At 66.7% G+C, this 16271-nt stretch carries 15 protein-coding genes and 1 tRNA gene; 6 read left to right on the top strand and 10 right to left on the bottom strand.

The genetic code is table 11. The annotated features are described in order from the left end of the window. Both H8R02_RS12875 and H8R02_RS12870 read right to left on the bottom strand, forming a co-directional pair. Window positions 1-1338: a heterodisulfide reductase-related iron-sulfur binding cluster gene (locus H8R02_RS12875; protein WP_187081830.1), complete on the bottom strand. Its 1338-nt coding sequence runs from the start codon at window positions 1336-1338 to the stop codon at window positions 1-3. Between the two features lie 11 nt (window positions 1339-1349). Beyond that, the gene (locus tag H8R02_RS12870; RefSeq protein ID WP_187081829.1) at window positions 1350-1772 is read right to left on the bottom strand and encodes a rubrerythrin family protein; all 423 of its coding nucleotides are present in this window, start codon (window positions 1770-1772) and stop codon (window positions 1350-1352) included. Between the two features lie 199 nt (window positions 1773-1971). On the opposite strand from H8R02_RS12870, the gene H8R02_RS12865 reads away from it, so the two are divergent. The 4 genes from H8R02_RS12865 to H8R02_RS12850 are packed head-to-tail and all read left to right on the top strand — an operon-like array spanning window position 1972 to window position 7321. Continuing rightward, window positions 1972-2580 carry a VOC family protein gene (locus H8R02_RS12865; RefSeq protein WP_187081828.1) on the top strand — a complete coding sequence of 203 codons (609 nt, stop codon included), beginning with the start codon at window positions 1972-1974 and terminating at the stop codon, window positions 2578-2580. A gap of 10 nt (window positions 2581-2590) precedes the next feature. Next, a complete protein-coding gene (locus tag H8R02_RS12860; RefSeq protein ID WP_187081827.1) occupies window positions 2591-4303 on the top strand; it encodes an FAD-dependent monooxygenase in 1713 nt (570 codons plus the stop codon). Further along, entirely contained in the window at window positions 4300-4488 is a 189-nt protein-coding gene (locus tag H8R02_RS12855) for a DUF2783 domain-containing protein (RefSeq protein ID WP_187081826.1), read from the top strand. Before H8R02_RS12860 ends, H8R02_RS12855 begins: the two co-directional genes overlap by 4 nt. Before the next feature lie 10 nt (window positions 4489-4498). Continuing rightward, window positions 4499-7321, top strand: coding sequence for a valine--tRNA ligase (locus H8R02_RS12850; protein ID WP_354004913.1), 2823 nt, complete (start codon window positions 4499-4501; stop codon window positions 7319-7321). Here the strand turns inward: H8R02_RS12850 and H8R02_RS12845 are convergent, their stop codons facing one another. Continuing rightward, a complete protein-coding gene (locus H8R02_RS12845; protein ID WP_354004912.1) occupies window positions 7322-8317 on the bottom strand; it encodes an NAD(P)-dependent oxidoreductase in 996 nt (331 codons plus the stop codon). It lies immediately after the preceding gene. 50 nt (window positions 8318-8367) lie between these two features. On the opposite strand from H8R02_RS12845, the gene galU reads away from it, so the two are divergent. Then, window positions 8368-9273, top strand: coding sequence for a UTP--glucose-1-phosphate uridylyltransferase GalU (gene galU / locus H8R02_RS12840; protein WP_187081824.1), 906 nt, complete (start codon window positions 8368-8370; stop codon window positions 9271-9273). An 11-nt stretch (window positions 9274-9284) separates the two neighbouring features. On the opposite strand, the gene H8R02_RS12835 is transcribed toward galU, so the two are convergent. The 3 genes from H8R02_RS12835 to cysM are packed head-to-tail and all read right to left on the bottom strand — an operon-like array spanning window position 9285 to window position 10967. Continuing rightward, window positions 9285-9512, bottom strand: coding sequence for a sulfurtransferase TusA family protein (locus H8R02_RS12835; RefSeq protein WP_187081823.1), 228 nt, complete (start codon window positions 9510-9512; stop codon window positions 9285-9287). A gap of 2 nt (window positions 9513-9514) precedes the next feature. Beyond that, the gene (locus tag H8R02_RS12830) at window positions 9515-10057 is read right to left on the bottom strand and encodes an NUDIX domain-containing protein (protein WP_187081822.1); all 543 of its coding nucleotides are present in this window, start codon (window positions 10055-10057) and stop codon (window positions 9515-9517) included. 7 nt (window positions 10058-10064) lie between these two features. Then, window positions 10065-10967 carry a cysteine synthase CysM gene (gene cysM / locus H8R02_RS12825; RefSeq protein ID WP_187081821.1) on the bottom strand — a complete coding sequence of 301 codons (903 nt, stop codon included), beginning with the start codon at window positions 10965-10967 and terminating at the stop codon, window positions 10065-10067. A 43-nt stretch (window positions 10968-11010) separates the two neighbouring features. On the opposite strand from cysM, the gene H8R02_RS12820 reads away from it, so the two are divergent. Next, a tRNA-Leu gene (locus H8R02_RS12820) sits at window positions 11011-11097 on the top strand. A 73-nt stretch (window positions 11098-11170) separates the two neighbouring features. On the opposite strand, the gene H8R02_RS12815 is transcribed toward H8R02_RS12820, so the two are convergent. From H8R02_RS12815 to H8R02_RS12800, 4 genes are all read right to left on the bottom strand, one after another. Further along, window positions 11171-11731 carry a hypothetical protein gene (locus H8R02_RS12815; protein ID WP_187081820.1) on the bottom strand — a complete coding sequence of 187 codons (561 nt, stop codon included), beginning with the start codon at window positions 11729-11731 and terminating at the stop codon, window positions 11171-11173. 139 nt (window positions 11732-11870) lie between these two features. Next, window positions 11871-13925 (bottom strand): YjbH domain-containing protein, encoded by a 2055-nt coding sequence (locus H8R02_RS12810; RefSeq protein WP_187081819.1) that lies wholly within the window; start codon window positions 13923-13925, stop codon window positions 11871-11873. A 5-nt stretch (window positions 13926-13930) separates the two neighbouring features. Then, window positions 13931-15031 (bottom strand): MraY family glycosyltransferase, encoded by a 1101-nt coding sequence (locus tag H8R02_RS12805; protein WP_187081818.1) that lies wholly within the window; start codon window positions 15029-15031, stop codon window positions 13931-13933. Between the two features lie 27 nt (window positions 15032-15058). Further along, on the bottom strand, window positions 15059-16270 hold the full coding sequence (locus H8R02_RS12800) for a GumC family protein (RefSeq protein ID WP_187081817.1): 1212 nt from the start codon (window positions 16268-16270) through the stop codon (window positions 15059-15061). Window position 16271 lies beyond the last annotated feature (1 nt).

Here is a 16271-nt window from a genome sequence, read left to right as displayed (position 1 = left end):
TCATTTCAAGCCGTAGGCGATCCGCACCAGCGACAGCGGGTGTTCGAGCTTCGCATCCCCTAGCGCATTCACATCGAACCCCTGGTCGATGTGGTGCCCCGCCAGCGCGCAATCGGAGCTGATGTAATCGGGCTGCGTTTCCGCCATGCGCTTGAAGAGCGGCTTGCCGATCTTCATCGCGACCGGATGCGTCCCCACCTTCACGCCATAGGTACCGGCGTGGCCGGAGCACCGCTCCGTGGTGTTGACCGTGGTGCCCGGCACCATCTTCAGCACCTCTTCTGTCTTCTTGCCGATGTTCTGCACGCGCTGGTGGCAGGGCACGTGGTAACTGACCTTGCCCAGTGGCTGCGGGAACTCGGTCTTGAGCAGGCCGTCCCTGCGGCGTGCGGCGAGGTACTCGAATGGGTCCCACATCGCCTCCTTGACGGCCTGCACGTCGGCGTCGTCCGGGAACATCAGCGGGATCTCCTGCTTGAACATCAGCGTGCAGCTCGGCACCGCGGAGAGGATCGCGTACCCCTCCTTCGCGTACTTCGCCAGCACCAGGATGTTCGCTTCCTTGTCCTTCGCCACGGTCTCGAGGTCGCCCAGCTCCAGCTTGGGCATGCCGCAGCACTTCTCCTTGTTGACGACGACATAGGGAATGTCGTTGTGCGCGAGGATCTTCAGCAGGTCCAGGCCGATGCCCGGCTCGTTGTAGTTGACGTAGCAGGTGGAATACACGGCCACCTTGCCCGGCGTGCGCTCGCCGTTCTTCACCGGCAGCTCGGCCGACTTCGGCGCCGCGCTGCGGAACCTGCGTGTCGCGAGCGACGGCAGCCACGCGTTGCGGTCCACGTGCAGTGCGCTTTCCATCGCGGCGCGCGCCGGCTTCGTCTGGTTCACCGCATTGGCCACCTGCGTCACGATGGGGATGCCCGCGAACTGCCCATGCACGTCGGTGGACGACAGGAACTTCGCGCCGAAGTCGACGCCGCCCTTCTGGAACTTGATCGCCTTGGCCCGCAGCATCGTGTGCGGGAAGTCCAGGTTCCACTCGTGCGGAGGCACGTAGGGGCACTTGGTCATGTAGCACAGGTCGCACAGGTAGCAGTGGTCGACCACCTTCCAGTAGTCCTGCTTCTCGACCCCGTCGACCTCGCCCGTCTTGCCTTCGTCCACCAGGTCGAAGAGCGTAGGAAAGGAGTTGCACAGGCTGACGCAGCGGCGGCAGCCGTGGCAGATGTCGAAGATGCGCTCCAGCTCCTTGAAGCAGGCGCCTTCGTCGTAGTACTCGGGGTTCTTCCAGTCGATGGGATGGCGCGTGGGCGCCTCCAGGTTGCCTTCACGCGCCATCGTGTTCGCTTTCAGTCCTGCAGTTCGTTCAGCGCCTTCGTGTAGCGGTTCGCATGCGAGCGCTCGGCCTTGGCCAGCGTCTCGAACCAGTCGGCGATCTCGTCGAAGCCTTCGTCGCGCGCCGTCTTGGCCATGCCCGGGTACATGTCGGTGTACTCGTGCGTCTCGCCGGCCACGGCCGCCTTGAGGTTGTCGCGCGTGCCGCCGATGGGAAGGCCCGTTGCCGGGTCGCCGCACTGCTCGAGCCACTCCAGGTGGCCATGCGCATGGCCCGTCTCGCCTTCGGCCGTGGAGCGGAACAGCGCCGCCACGTCGTTCTGGCCTTCCACGTCCGCCTTGTTTGCGAAATACAGGTAGCGGCGGTTCGCCTGCGACTCGCCCGCGAACGCGGCCTTGAGGTTTTCTTCCGTCTTGGAACCCTTGAGAGCTGCCATGGAAATCTCCTTGGTTGGTGGGGAAAGCGGCACCCAGCGTACTGGGCTTGGCCTGCTGCGTCTAATAGCCAGCGGCAATCCACCCAATATAGCAGAGCTATGGACATGGTCGAGTTGATATTCATGCTCAACCGGCCGCTGGACGCCAAGAGGAATTCCGCTAAAGTTAACGCGTTATCCATTGTTGAATCAACCTGCCATGTCCCTGCCCGCCCCGCCCGCGATCCAGCAGCTGCACCACTACGCCTACCGCGCGCGCGACGCGGAGGAGACGCGCCGCTTCTACGAGGACATCCTCGGCCTGCCGCTCTACCACATCATCCAGAGCGACTACGTGCCGAGCACGGGCGAGTACTGCCCGTACACGCACTTCTTCTTCCGCCTGCAGGACGGCTCGTTCATCGCCTTCTTCGACCTGGGCGACGACCAGGCCGCCGAGCCTTCGCCCAACACGCCGAAGTGGGTGAACCATATCGCCTTCCGCGTGAACTCCGTGCAGGAGCTGAAGGACATGAAGGCCCGGCTGGAAGCGAACGGCGTGGAGGTGCTGGGCGTGACGGACCACCACATCTTCAACAGCATCTACTTCTTCGACCCCAACGGCGTGCGCCTCGAGCTGAGCGCGAACACGGTCGACGAGTTCCAGATGCTGCAGGAGAGCAAGACGGCCCACGCGCGGCTGGCCGAGTGGACGAAGCGCAAGGCGCAGTGGCGCGCGGACCGCGCCGCAGGCAAGGCGACAGCCCCGTTGAAACCCCAGCAGAACGACCGGCCGGAATTCGTGAAGAATCGCGAAACCACCGACTGAAGGGCTGCGCATGGCGGGTTACGCCGAGACCGCTTTCTCCAACAGCTACGAGTTCGCCCAGGGCAGCGGCTACCAGCTGCCCGAGTACCCGTTCCGGCGCCCGCCCGAGCTGGACGCGGGCGGCGTCGGCCATTCGCCCATCGTCATCGTGGGCGGAGGGCTCTCAGGGCTCACCCTGGCCTGCGCGCTCGCGAACTTCGGCGTGCGGGCCGTGCTGCTGGACGAGGACAACACGGTCGGCGTCAAGGGCGCGTCGTCGCGCGGCATCTGCTACACGCAGAAGTCGCTGGAGATCTTCCACCGCCTCGGCGTGTATGAGCGCATCGCGCGCAAGGGCATCCAGTGGAGCGTCGGACGCACCTTCGCGGGCGGCGACGAGGTGTACTCGTTCGACTTGCGCAAGCAGGGCGCCTACAACCTTTCCACGCAGCCGCCCTTCATCAACATCCAGCAGTTCTACATCGAGGGCTACCTCGTGGAGCGCATCCAGGCGCTCGGCCACGTGGAACTGCGCTGGAGCAACCGCGTGACCGCCTTTGCGCAGGACAGCGACGGTGCCGTGCTCACGGTGGAGACGCCGGCCGGCGAGTACCGGATGCGCGCCGACTACGTCATCGACGCGACCGGTTCGCACAGCCCGTTCCGGCAATGGGTGGGCGCGGCGGTGACCGCGAAGAAAGGCGACGACCGCTGGTGCATCGCCGACGTGCGCTTCACGAAGCACCCGCCGGTGGAGCGGCACACGTGGATCGAGGCACCCTTCAACGAGAACCGCGCCGTGTGGCAGCACCTGATGGGCGACGACGTCTGGCGCATCGACTACCAGATGGCGCCCGACAGCGACCCGGCCGAGGTGAGCCGCGAGGAGGTCGTGCGCGATCGGCTCACGCGGCAGTTCGGCGAAGACGCGCAGATCGAGATCGTCTGGGTCGGGCCCTACGCCTACCGCAGCGAGTGCGTGGACCGGATGCGCCACGGCCGCCTCTTCTTCATGGGCGACGCGGCGAAGGTGGTGAGCCCGTTCGGGGCGCGTGGCGGCAACACCGGCATCGCCGATGCTGACAACCTCGCGTGGAAGCTCGCTGCCGTGGTCGAGGGGCGCGCGCCCGAGGCCCTGCTCGACACTTACCACGAAGAGCGCCACGAAGCCGCGAAGCAGAACGTGCTGGTGACCAACCGCACCGCGCGCTTCCTGCGGCCTGCGTCCCCCGTGGAGAAGCTTTTCCGCACGGCCGCGCTGGGGCTGGCGCGGCAGCACGAGTTCGCGCGGCAGTTCGTCAATACGGGCCGCATGGCGGTCGCGAACCCGTACACGCGCTCGGCCGCGTGCTGCGAACGCACTGGCGGGCTGTCGGTGCAGAACGTGGCCTTCGAATGGGCCGACGGCAGCCCGGGCGTGCTCAATGACCTGCTCGGCTGGTGCGGCGGCGACCTGCTGCTGCTGGCGTTCGGCGCGGAAGGTCTCGGCGAGCTGCCGGCGCTCGCGCAGGCTGCGCCCGTCCGATGCGTGCAGGTGGTGGGCGCAGGCGAGCTGCCTGCTGCTGTGGAGTTCGTGCGCGACCCGGAGGCGCAGTTGCGGGCAGCCTGCCATGTCTTCGGCCACGCCTGGGCGCTGGTCAGGCCGGACGCCTACGTCGCCGCAACGGGCGACGAGGTCGATGCCGGGCTCGTCGACGCGGTCGCTCGTGCGCTCGGCGCCGCACTCGAGGAGGAAGCCGCATGAAAGCGAAGCTGGACCAGCCGGCGGCCGACGCGTTCTACGAGCAGTTGCTGGACGCGCACGAAGGGCTCACGCCCGAGGAGTCGGAGCTGCTCAATGCGCGGCTCATCCTGCTGCTGGCCAACGAGGTCGGCGACGCGCGGGCACTCTCCCGCTGCATCGAGGCTGCGAGGAACCTGCCAACGTAAAATCGGGCAGGTGAGCACCGACACCGACCAGCCCGGCCTGAACAGCCTTTCCAAGTCCTTCGAACCCGCCTCGATCGAGGCCCAGTGGGGCCCGCAATGGGAGCAGCGCGGCTATGCGCGCGCCGGCTACCGCGGCACGGGCGCGCCGAAGGACGGCGAACCCTCCTTCGCGATCCAGCTGCCGCCGCCCAACGTCACGGGCACGCTGCACATGGGGCACGCGTTCAACCAGACGATCATGGACAGCCTCACGCGCTACCACCGCATGCGGGGCTTCAACACGCTGTGGGTTCCGGGCACCGACCACGCCGGCATCGCGACGCAGATCGTCGTGGAGCGCCAGCTGCAGGAGCAGGGCCTGTCGCGCCACGACCTCGGCCGGGCGAAGTTCGTGGAGAAGGTGTGGGAATGGAAGGAGAAGTCCGGCAACACCATCACCACGCAGATGCGCCGCATGGGCGACAGCGTGGACTGGGCGCACGAGTACTTCACGATGGACGAGCGGCTGTCGAAGATCGTCACGTCCACCTTCGTGCAGCTCTATGAAGAGGGGCTCATCTACCGCGGCAAGCGGCTGGTGAACTGGGACCCGGAGCTCAAGACCGCCGTGAGCGACCTCGAAGTGGTGAGCGAGGAGGAAGAAGGCTTCCTCTGGATGATCCGCTACCCCTTGGCCGATGGCAGCGGCCACCTCACGGTGGCGACGACGCGGCCCGAGACGATGCTCGGCGACACGGCGGTGATGGTTCACCCCGAGGACGAGCGCTACAAGGCGCTGGTCGGCCGCAAGGTCAAGCTGCCCCTGTGCGACCGCGAGATCCCCATCATTGCCGACGAGTACGTGGACCGCGAGTTCGGCACGGGCGTGGTGAAGGTGACGCCCGCGCACGACTACAACGACTACGCCGTCGGCCAGCGCCACGGCCTGCCCATGATCGGCGTGCTGACGCTCGACGCGAAGATCAACGAGAACGCACCGGCGAAGTACCGCGGCATGGATCGCTTCGCCGCTCGCAAGGCGGTGGTCACCGACCTCGAGGCGCTGGGCCTGCTCGAGGAGACGAAGAAGCACAAGCTGATGGTGCCGCGCTGCGAGCGCACGGGCCAGGTGGTGGAGCCGATGCTCACGGACCAGTGGTTCGTGGCGATGACGAAGATGAGCACCAAGGAGCCGAGCGGCAAGTCGATAGCGCAGAAGGCCATCGACGCGGTGCAGACCGGCGCCGTGCGCTTCGTGCCCGAGAACTGGGTCAACACCTACAACCAGTGGATGAACAACATCCAGGACTGGTGCATCTCGCGCCAGCTCTGGTGGGGCCACCAGATCCCGGCGTGGTACGACGAAGACGGCAAGGTGTACGTCGCGCGCAACGAAGCCGAGGCGCAGGCGCAGGCCCCGGGCCGCAAGCTCACGCGCGACCCCGACGTGCTCGACACGTGGTACTCGTCGGCGCTGGTGCCCTTCTCCACGCTGGGCTGGCCGGAGAAGACGAAGGACCTGGACCTCTACCTGCCGTCGACCGTGCTCGTGACGGGCTACGACATCATCTTCTTCTGGGTCGCCCGGATGATCATGATGACGACGCACTTCACCGGGCAGGTGCCGTTCCGCCACGTGTACATCCACGGGCTGGTGCGCGACTCGCACGGCAAGAAGATGAGCAAGTCCGAGGGCAACGTGCTGGACCCGGTGGACCTCATCGACGGCATCGACCTGCCCACGCTGCTGGTCAAGCGCACGACCGGCCTGCGCAAGCCCGAGACGGCGCCGCAGATCCGCAAGAACACGGAGAAGGAATTCCCCGAAGGCATCCCCGCGTTCGGCGCGGATGCGCTGCGTTTCACCTTCGCGTCGCTCGCCACGCTGGGCCGCAACATCAACTTCGACGCGAAGCGCTGTGAGGGCTACCGCAATTTCTGCAACAAGCTCTGGAACGCGACGCGGTTCGTGCTGATGAATTGCGAGGGCAAGGACCTCGCCGAGGCCGGCGCGACGCTCACCGCCGCCGACCGCTGGATCGTCTCGCTGCTGCAGAAGGCCGAAGCGGATGTGGCGAAGGGCTTCGGCGAGTACCGCCTCGACAACGTCGCCGGCACGATCTACCAGTTCGTCTGGGACGAGTACTGCGACTGGTACCTCGAGATCGCGAAGGTGCAGATCCAGAGCGGCGACGCCGCGCAGCAGCGCGGCACGCGCCGCACGCTGATCCGCGTTCTGGAAGCGATCCTGCGCCTGGCGCACCCCGTCATCCCCTTCATCACCGAGGAGCTGTGGCAGAAGGTGGCGCCGGTCGCGGGCAAGTCGGGCGAGTCGGTCAGCGTCGCGCCTTACCCGGAGTCGAACCCGGCCAACGTGGACGCGGCCGCCGAAGCCGAAGTCGCGAAGCTCAAGGCCGTGGTGGATGCATGCCGCAACCTGCGCGGCGAAATGAACGTTTCGCCGGGTACGAAGTTGCCCGCGTACGTGGTGGGCGACGCCGCCTTCATCCGCGGCAATGCGGCCGTGCTGCAGGCGCTGGCCAAGTTGTCCGAGGTGAAGGTCTTCGACGACGAGGCCTCGTGGGCGGCCGCGGCGAAAGCCGCGCCGGTGGCCGTCGCCGGCGATGCGCGCGTGTGCCTCTACATGGAGATCGATGTCGCGGCGGAGAAGGCGCGCCTGGGCAAGGAAGCCGCGCGGCTGCAAGGCGAGCTGGCGAAGGCGAACGCGAAGCTCGCGAACGAAGCCTTCGTGGCCAAGGCGCCGCCGGCAGTGATCGAACAGGAGCGCAAGCGCATCGCCGACTTCAGCGCGACGCTGGCGAAGCTGCAGGAGCAGTTGAAGCGGCTGGGCTGATCAGCGGATGACGGGGTCCATGCGGTCCAGCGGGGCCGCATCGGTGCCCAGCGAGTCCAGCACGCCGTGCTGCGGCGCGGACAGCGTCTCGTGGATACGGTGCGCCACGTACCAGCTGGCGCGCAGCCGCGACTCGCGCGTGTGCGAGCCCAGGCGCGGCGTGAGGAACAGGTTGCCCAGCTCGTGCAGGGGCGAGCCGCGCGAGGCGAAGCCGGCCTCGGCGCCGTCGAACATCGCGGCCTCGATGCGGCCGTCGGTCAGCGCGCGCGCCAGCGCGTCGGGCTCGAACAGCAGCGAGCGGCTCGTGCCCACCCACACCTGCCCCGGCTTGCAGTGCGCGAGCACCTTGTCGTTCACGAAACCGTTGTAGCGCGAGGCGTACATCATCTGCACGGAGATGGCATCGGCCTGCGACATCATGTCGCGCAGGCTCACGGGCTGCACCTGCAGGCGGCCCCACAAGGGCGCCGTGTGGTGGACGGCGGGGTCGTAGCCGATCAACTTGGCCCCGAGTGAATGCAGCATCAGGGCGAGCGTGTGCGCAGTGGGCGCGAGACCGAAGATGCCCACCGTGCTGCCGTTCAGCTCGCGCCCGAGGCGGATGTCGGCGTGGCGGTCGCCGATCAGCGAGGAGCCGATGCCGCGCCGGTACAGCAGCAGCAGGCTGGCCAGAAGGTATTCGGCATTCGAACGAACGTTTGCGGTCGTCGCCTGGATCACGCGCACCTTGCGGTCGCGGCATGCTTCCAGGTCGGTGTTGTCCGTGCCCGCGTGCATGCGGGCCACCGCCTTGAGCATCGGCGCGAAGTCGAGGAACTCGCGAGTGACCACCACCTTGCGCGGCAGCACGACGGCGTGCGCCTTGTAGACCGACTTGCGCAGCAGGCTCGCATCTGTGGCAAGCTCGGGACGCACCTCGACCGAATGCCGCGCCTCGAGCCATGCGAGGGCTTCGGGCACCAGGCGTTCGAGCAGCAGGATGTCGGTTGCGGCCACAGGGGTGTGAAAAATTGGACGGACTTTATCCAGAAGGTGTTGGCACGTCGATGAAAAAAGTCACAAAGATTCACAAAGCGGTGTTCCCCGTGGCGGGGCTCGGCACGCGCTTCCTGCCGGCGACGAAGGCGCAGCCCAAGGAGATGCTGCCCGTTGTGGACAAACCGCTGATCCAGTACGCGGTAGAGGAGGCTTACGAGGCGGGCATCCGGCACATGATCTTCGTGACGGGGCGGAACAAGCGCGCGATCGAGGACCACTTCGACACCGCCTACGAGCTGGAGAGCGAGCTCTCGGCTTCGGGCAAGAACGAGCTGCTGGAGCTGGTGCGTTCGCTCGCGCCGGCGGACATGGACTGCGCGTACATCCGCCAGCCTCGGGCGCTCGGCCTCGGGCACGCGGTCCTGTGCGCACAACCGCTCGTGGGCGAAGAGCCCTTCGCGGTGCTGCTGGCCGACGACCTGATGACGGGCCCGGCCCCCGGCCGCGGCATCACCGCGCAGCTGGTGAAGACGTACGAGGAAACGGGCACGTCGGTGCTGGCCGTGCAGGAAGTGCCACTCGACCACGTGCAGCGTTACGGCATCGTGGCCGGCCCGCGCGCGGGCGAGCGCCTGCACCGCGTGGAGAAGTTCGTCGAGAAGCCGAAGCCGGAGGTCGCGCCCTCACGCATCGCGGTCGCGGGGCGCTATGTGCTCACGCCGGCGGTGTTCGAAGCCATCCGCAACCAGCCGCGCGGCGCGGGGGGCGAGATCCAGCTCACCGACGGCATCGCGCAGCTGATCCCCACCGAAGGCGTGCACGCGTACGAGTACGAAGGCAAGCGCTACGACTGCGGCAGCAAGCTGGGTTTCCTCGAAGCGACCGTGGAGCTCGGCATCGACCACCCGGAGGTGGGGCCCGGCTTCCAGGATTACCTGCTGCAGCTCGCGAAGGAGCGCCTGGGCACGCGCTAGGTGGCGGGCGCTCAGCGCCGCCTGAGGACGTGGATGAAGTCCTCGCCCGCCGTCTCCTGGTGGACGAGCTCGTTGCCCGTCTGCTTGGCGAACGCCTGGAAGTCGCGCACGGAGCCCGCGTCCGTGGACACGACCTTGAGCAGCTGGCCGCTTTGCATGTCGGTCAGCGCCTTCTTGGCCTTGAGGATGGGCAGCGGGCAATTGAGCCCTCGGGTGTCGATTTCCTTGTCGGTGTCCATCTCTATTCCATTTTAGGGTCGCGCCGCGGGATCTCGGTGAACACCGGCTCGAAGCCGCGGCTGCGCAGCCAATCCGCAAGCGCATAGCCAGTGCCCGCGGGCCAGCAGCGCACTTGGTCGTAGGCGAAGAGGCGCCAGTCCGCGAGCTCCGGCGACAGCTGCACCGTGCCATGCGCCACGGCATGGTAGGCAATGATCACCTGGTTCATGCGCTGGAAGTCGTAGACGCCGATCAGGTCGAGCTCGCTCGTGTCGAGGTTGGTCTCTTCCTTGATCTCGCGCGCGATGCCCGCCTGTGGCGTCTCCCCGGCTTCCATGAAGCCGGTGATCAGCGCATAGAACTTGCCGGGCCACGCCGCATTGCGCGCGAGCAGGATCTTGTCCTGGTACTGGATCACGGCCGCGAGCACGGGTGTCGGGTTGTTCCAGTGCGTCCACTTGCATTGCGGGCAGCGCAGCCGCTCCTTGCTCCCGCCGTCCTCCGCCTGCGCGATGAGCTCGAGCGGGGTCGCGCAGTTGGGGCAGAAGGTGTAGCGGTAATCCACTTTCGCTCTACGCCGGGAACACGCCGGTGGAGAGGTAGCGGTCCCCGCGGTCGCACACGACGAACACGATCGTGGCGTTCTCGACCTGCCTGGAGATCTCCAGCGCGACCCACAGCGCGCCGGCCGCCGAGATGCCCGCGAAGATGCCCTCCTCGCGCGCGAGGCGGCGGCACATCTCCTCGGCGTCCTCCTGGCTCACGTACACGAGGTCGTCGACACGCGACGGCTCGTAGATCTTCGGCAGGTATTCCTGCGGCCACTTGCGGATGCCGGGGATGCGCGAGCCTTCGCTGGGCTGCGCGCCGACGATCTTCACGGCCGGGTTCTTCTCCTTCAGGTAACGCGACACGCCCGTGATGGTGCCCGTCGTGCCCATGGCGCTCACGAAGTGCGTGATCTTGCCGCCGGTCTGCTCCCACAGCTCGGGGCCCGTGGTCTCGTAGTGAATGCGAGGGTTGTCCGCGTTGGCGAACTGGTCCAGCACGCGGCCCTTGCCTTCCTTCTGCATGTTCTCGGCGAGGTCGCGCGCGTATTCCATGCCGCCGCTCTTGGGCGTGAGCACGAGTTCGGCGCCGAACGCCTTCATCGTCTGCGCGCGCTCGACGGAGAGGTCCTCCGGCATGATGAGCACCATGCGGTAGCCACGGATGGCCGCGGCCATCGCGAGCGCGATGCCGGTGTTGCCGGACGTGGCTTCGATGAGCGTGTCGCCCGGCTTGATGTCGCCGCGCTCCTCGGCGCGCTTGATCATCGACAGCGCGGGGCGGTCCTTCACGGAGCCGGCGGGGTTGTTGCCTTCGAGCTTGCCGAGGATGACGTTGCCGCGCTTCGCGCCTTCTTGTGCGCCGATGCGCTGCAGGGCCACGAGCGGCGTGTTGCCGATGGCGTCCTCGATGGTGGGATATCGCATGGAGGGCACTGTGCCATAATTTCCCGCTCCGCTCTTTCCCCTTGCCGGAGTGGCGAAATCGGTAGACGCAGCAGACTCAAAATCTGCCGGTGGCAACACCGTGCCGGTTCGATTCCGGCCTCCGGCACCACGCACATTTGATGCAAAAGAAAAAGCCCGCTTGCGCGGGCTTTTTGTCGTCGTTGTGCGGTGTAAGGCTTCGATCAGCCCGAGACCGGCGTGAGCGTGACCTGGCCGACGCTCTGGCCGTTCAGCGTGAGCTGGCCGCCGGGGTTCACGTTGACCGTGGCAGATTGGCCGGAGGACGCAGCCGCACCCAGTAGCAGCGCAATACTGCGCGATGTCGCAACGCCGTTCGCCACGGCGCCGGTGGTGCCCACGCTCAAGTTGCAGGGGTTGACCGTGACGGTCTGGCCCAGAGCGAGCGGGTGCCCGGCAGGGAACGTGGACGCCGTCACCGCGAAGATGCACGAACCGAAGCTCGTGGTACCGGTCGCCGTGCGGCCACCGGCTTCCGAGATGTTGAACGCGGGTGCCGTCGACGTGCTGGTGAACGTAACGGTCGTCGCGGCCGTCGTGCCCAGCGCGGGAACGCCGCTCGGGAACGAGAACGGTGTGGCGACAACCGCCGCAGCGACCGTGCTGTTCGTCGCGAGCGTGGTGTTGCTCGCAACACCCAGGGGCTGGTCGCCCCCGCTGCCGCCGCATGCGTAAAGAAGTGCGGATGCACCGACAGCGACGATAAGACCAAGAAGTTTCTTCATTTGACCAACCCTTTCACTTGAAAATGGACTGAGGCCGAGCGCCTTTTCTCTCCTACGAACTGCACAGGGTACCGCAATTTATTTGTGTCGTAAATGCCGGCCAAAATCTTTTTTGCCTTCGTGCAACGCGGCCCTAAAACTACTCCGGCAAGCGGTCGCGAGCATACAGGTAGAACGCCTCGCGCATGCGATGCAGGCGCGAGATGAAGTATTTTTCGGAGACGTGCCCGCCGTTGAGCAGGCGCTGTTCGGCGTTGTACTGCAGCGGGAAATCCAGCACGCCACCGAGTTCGACAAAATTGACGCCCGAGCCCGAGACGATGCGAGTGCGCACGCCCTTCGTGAATTGCGGGGTGCCATTCAGGGTGAACCCTGCCAAGTCCGCCCCGCGGCGCGGCGTCAATGGAATCGTTAGTTCAAATCCGCCGAAGGTGCGCGTGCCCCCGCGGCGCACGAACAGGTTGGCGCCTACTTCGCCGAACCAGCGCGTCAGGACGATGGAAGGCCCGCGCGTACCGTCGGTGTACTGCTGCAGGCCGGCTTCGACCCACGTGTGCGGCGCCGGCGCCCACCGGTAGCTCGCGGACAGCGGCATCGCCTGCGCGCGGCTCTCGCCCGGGTTGCGCTCGTAGGTTGCGCCCTTGAGACGTATCACGTCGCGCCCACCCGGCATGAACATCGTCGACTCCACCTCGACGCCAAAATTGTCATATCGGTAGCGGCCGACGCCGGCACTTACCAGCACGTGCGACCCGAGCCAGAACGATTGCTGGAGCGCGGCGACCTTCAGGCCGTTGCGATGGCGGAAGGCACCGAAGAAATTGCCGGGCTCGAAGTTCTCCGTGCTGGACAACCGCTGCACGTAGCTCGTGTGGAACTCGGCGCCGCGCCAGAGCGGGAAGAAGGACTTGAGGTTGGCGGCCAGTGAATAGTCGAAGACGGCAAGCTCCGTCGCGACGGTATTCACGAGTTCGGGCTCGAGCTGGAAATGGGCGAAATTGCGGCGGCCCGGCAATGCGGCCTGCCAGCTCACGCGTTCGGCCTGGTGCGCCTTGAACCCGTCGACAGCCAGGCTGCCGCTGACGCTGCCCGAGTCGGCGCTGCGCAGGAAGGAGCGATATTCCGCAACCCCCGCCGACGTGACGTACATGGGCAAGCCGGCCTTCAGCGTCACGGCCCGCAGCCGCGATGTGCCGGCGGGAGCGAGCTCCGCCGCAAGGCCAAGGACCACGCCGAGAGCGTCGGCTTCGGTCTGCCCGAAGACGTGGTTCTCGTATTCGACGACGAGGTCGCGATCCAGCGTGCCGACGCGCACGCGCTCCATGCCGCTGGCCACGAGCGCGCGCTGAAGCGCCTCCAGGCGGTCTTCCGGAGTGGCACCCATCGCGCTCGACTGCGAGTCCGCTGCGCGCAACGCGCGCTCTGGGCGGAAGGTGCGCGGCCGCTCGGCTATCTGTTCGAGCGGCACGATCACCGACACGGCTGCGGATGTTCGGTCGACGTCGCGCCCAGCCGGGTCGCGCGCGCCGAACGAGCGCAGCACCGACAGTTCGAGCCTTGTCCCGGCAAGGTACTGGATCGACGGCGAGCGGTAGCGCACACCCGCAAACTTCTGCTGGCCATCGTATTCCGCGATGGCGGACAGCCCGCTCTCTCCTGCGCGCAACTGCAGGCCGCCGAAAACGCCGTCGAAAGTCTTTGGGTTGCGCGCCTCGCGCAGCAGCGCGCCGGCTCGCGCGTAACCCAGCGTCCAGTCAAGCCAGCCGAGGCGGTCGCTCGCAACGAAATAGGTCGAGCCGAAATTGGTCGCACCGCCGCCGAGGTCGGTGACACCGATGGCCAGGTCGGGCTGGTGACGCCAGAGCCTTGGCAGTTTCAGCTTGACGTTGGCCGAAATGTCCCTCAGCCCGTTGGCGGCCGTGGAGCCCGGGATCGGGTTTTCGTAGTTGGCGTAGCGGCCGAACAATTCGAAGTTTGGAGCGAGGCCGATGCCGAACGTGAGGTCGCGCCGGCGCGTGTTCGACCCGAGCGCGGGCTCCTGGAAGTCACTTGCGGTGAAGGCGGCGTCGCCATGCTGGAGCACGCTGCCAGAAGGGATCGTGAGCCCGCCGGTGGCACCGCGAGTTGCGATCCCGTCGCCGGCCGCCAAAGCGCAAGGAACGGGCAGCAATGCCGCCAGGACGACGGCTGCCACCCGCCTCATGCTGCCGAGGCCTCGGGTGCCAGCGTGGCCGCGCGGAAGCACCAGCGGAATTGCGTCAGGCGCGCATAGACGGCCGAGTAGCCGAACGCACAGAGCACGAACGAGGTGACAAGCGCCGCCGTATTGTCGAAGTACGTGACGGCGAGCAGCGCCGGCACGATCGCCGCGATCCACATCAGGGCGCCTGTCGCCGAATTGCGCGCGAGCATGGATGCGCCCGGCATGACGCGGTTGACCACGCGCCTGCGCACCAGGCTGTGCATATGCAGCCGATCCGCATCCCCGGGGCTGCGATCTCGGCGGCTGCGGCGCAGGATGCTGAAGCAGGTCTCGAGGATGGGATAGGCACACGCAAGCAGCGTTGCCCATACCGAGACGGACGGGTTGCGCATCGGCAGCACGATCGCCATCCACGCGACGAGGAAGCCCAGCGTGTAGGCGCCGCCATCACCCAGGAATATCTTGCCGAGCGGGAAATTGACGGCCAGGAAACCCAGCGTGACGGCCGCCAGGAGCAGGCATGCCTGGACGACGGCACCGTCACCGACCGACGCAGCGACCGCGGCGAGCGCCACGAGGCACACGATGGCCACGCCCGCCGCCAGCCCATTGAACCCGTCGATGATGTTGAAGGCGTTGGCCGCCCCACCGACGGCGAAAGCGGTGAAGACGACGGAAACGAGCGGCACGCTGGCCAGGACGAGATCCATGCCGACGACATTGACCCGGCTCAGGGCGATGCCTGACAGGGCGCAACCCAGCAGCCCCGCTCCGAAGGTGATGCACAGGCGTGCGCGAACACTCACGCGCTTCGTGAGGTCTTCCCAGAGCCCGACGGCAAACGCAGGCGCCGCCGCCGCGGTGAGCGGCAAGAGCACGTCGCGGGCCGCAGTGTCCATGTAGAGCAGGCCGATGATCAGGCCGCCGGCGATCGCGACACCGCCGACCCGGGGTGTGGGCGAGTCGTGGATCTTCTGGACACCCATCGTGCTGTCCAGGCTCAAGTGCCCGTGCCGGTCCTTCGTGGCGACCAGCAGCACGCAGATGGCGAAACTCGCCATCGCACCTGTCATGAGCATCCAGAACCCAGATTCCATATGACCCTCGCCTCCCACAGCATCCGATCACGAACCCCGGCGCAACGACCATGCGCGGGCGACTGCCTGCCATTCGCGCGCGCGCTCCGGATCCTGCTTCGCCGCGCGCACCGCGTTCCTCGCAAAAGCGAACGCCAGGCCGGCCAGCAGCCCGAACGCCGCGGAAAGGAGGACGATGATAGCCCGCCTCGGCTTGCTTTTACGCTCGGGCGGCTTTGCGACGTCCACTTGTTGGATGAGAGGCGCATCGCGCGCTTCGTCGGCGCGGGCCAACTGGAGCTGCTGCATCATGGCGGAGTAGACGGCTTCCTGGTATTTCATCTCTCGAAAAAGGCGGGCATTGGCAAGTGCCTGGCCGCTCTCACGGCCGGAGCCCGCAGCCGCATCGCCAACGCCTCCTTCGATCCGGCCGAGTTGCGTGCGCAGGCTTGCCAGCTCGGACTGCAGGCGCTTGATCTCCACGTTCTCCGGTCCAGCGTAGGGCTGCAAGGCACGCAACTGCACTTCGCGCGTCACCATCTGCGCTCGAATCTGCGCAGCGGCAGAAATCGTCGTCTGCGTCTGTGCATCGATGCTTGCCAGGCCGGTCCTGTCCTGCGCCTGTTTCAGTGCGAGCTCGGCCTTTGCGAGATCGTTCTTGGACTGCTCGATCTGCTGCTCGAAATAGATGCGGCGCTGCTGGGCCTCAGTAACGCCAATGCGGGTCATCAGCTTGCGAAGCTGGTCGGCGTAGGCATTGGCCAGTTGGGCGGCGAACGCGGGGTCGGGATCATCCACTTCGACGGTGACGAGCGTCGACTTCCGATCCACGGTGAACCGTGAATTCCCGGCAAGGGCCCGGCGCGCGTCCTGGGCAAGCTTGACTTCGTAGCGCTCGCGCAGCTTGAACTGCTCGACGAGTTCGTTCAAGACCGAATCGCTCTTCAGGAGCCCGACGTACAGTTCCTCGGGCGCCTTCACGGCGCCGCCTACACCTATGGTGGCTGCCAAGGCGCCAAGCGAAGCCAATGCTGCCGAAGACGCCCCTTGTCCCTGCGGCGGCAAGAGCACGGTACGGCCGGTGAAGATGGGTTGCAGAAGCAGTGCAACCGCCAGGCCGATTGCGGTGCAGGTCGCCGCCACGGACGCGATCAACTTCTTCTGTTCGCCCAGGATCGCCAGGATGTCCATCAGGCGAATCTCGCCATCGTCGTTGCCGGGCCCGTGATGGTGCGGGGCAGTGATGTCCACAGCGCTCATG

The organism is Ramlibacter albus (assembly GCF_014297445.1).
Taxonomy (GTDB): Bacteria; Pseudomonadota; Gammaproteobacteria; order Burkholderiales; family Burkholderiaceae_C; genus Ramlibacter; species Ramlibacter albus.
This window is presented reverse-complemented; position numbering and strand designations above follow the sequence as displayed.

Coding starts and splice junctions, on each gene's coding strand:
- H8R02_RS12875 (WP_187081830.1), bottom strand. CDS start 1,338: ATGGCGCGTGAAGGCAACCTGGAGGCGCCCACGCGCCATCCCATCGAC.
- H8R02_RS12870 (WP_187081829.1), bottom strand. CDS start 1,772: ATGGCAGCTCTCAAGGGTTCCAAGACGGAAGAAAACCTCAAGGCCGCG.
- H8R02_RS12865 (WP_187081828.1), top strand. CDS start 1,972: ATGTCCCTGCCCGCCCCGCCCGCGATCCAGCAGCTGCACCACTACGCC.
- H8R02_RS12860 (WP_187081827.1), top strand. CDS start 2,591: ATGGCGGGTTACGCCGAGACCGCTTTCTCCAACAGCTACGAGTTCGCC.
- H8R02_RS12855 (WP_187081826.1), top strand. CDS start 4,300: ATGAAAGCGAAGCTGGACCAGCCGGCGGCCGACGCGTTCTACGAGCAG.
- galU (WP_187081824.1), top strand. CDS start 8,368: ATGAAAAAAGTCACAAAGATTCACAAAGCGGTGTTCCCCGTGGCGGGG.
- H8R02_RS12835 (WP_187081823.1), bottom strand. CDS start 9,512: ATGGACACCGACAAGGAAATCGACACCCGAGGGCTCAATTGCCCGCTG.
- cysM (WP_187081821.1), bottom strand. CDS start 10,967: ATGCGATATCCCACCATCGAGGACGCCATCGGCAACACGCCGCTCGTG.
- H8R02_RS12815 (WP_187081820.1), bottom strand. CDS start 11,731: ATGAAGAAACTTCTTGGTCTTATCGTCGCTGTCGGTGCATCCGCACTT.
- H8R02_RS12805 (WP_187081818.1), bottom strand. CDS start 15,031: ATGGAATCTGGGTTCTGGATGCTCATGACAGGTGCGATGGCGAGTTTC.
- H8R02_RS12800 (WP_187081817.1), bottom strand. CDS start 16,270: ATGAGCGCTGTGGACATCACTGCCCCGCACCATCACGGGCCCGGCAAC.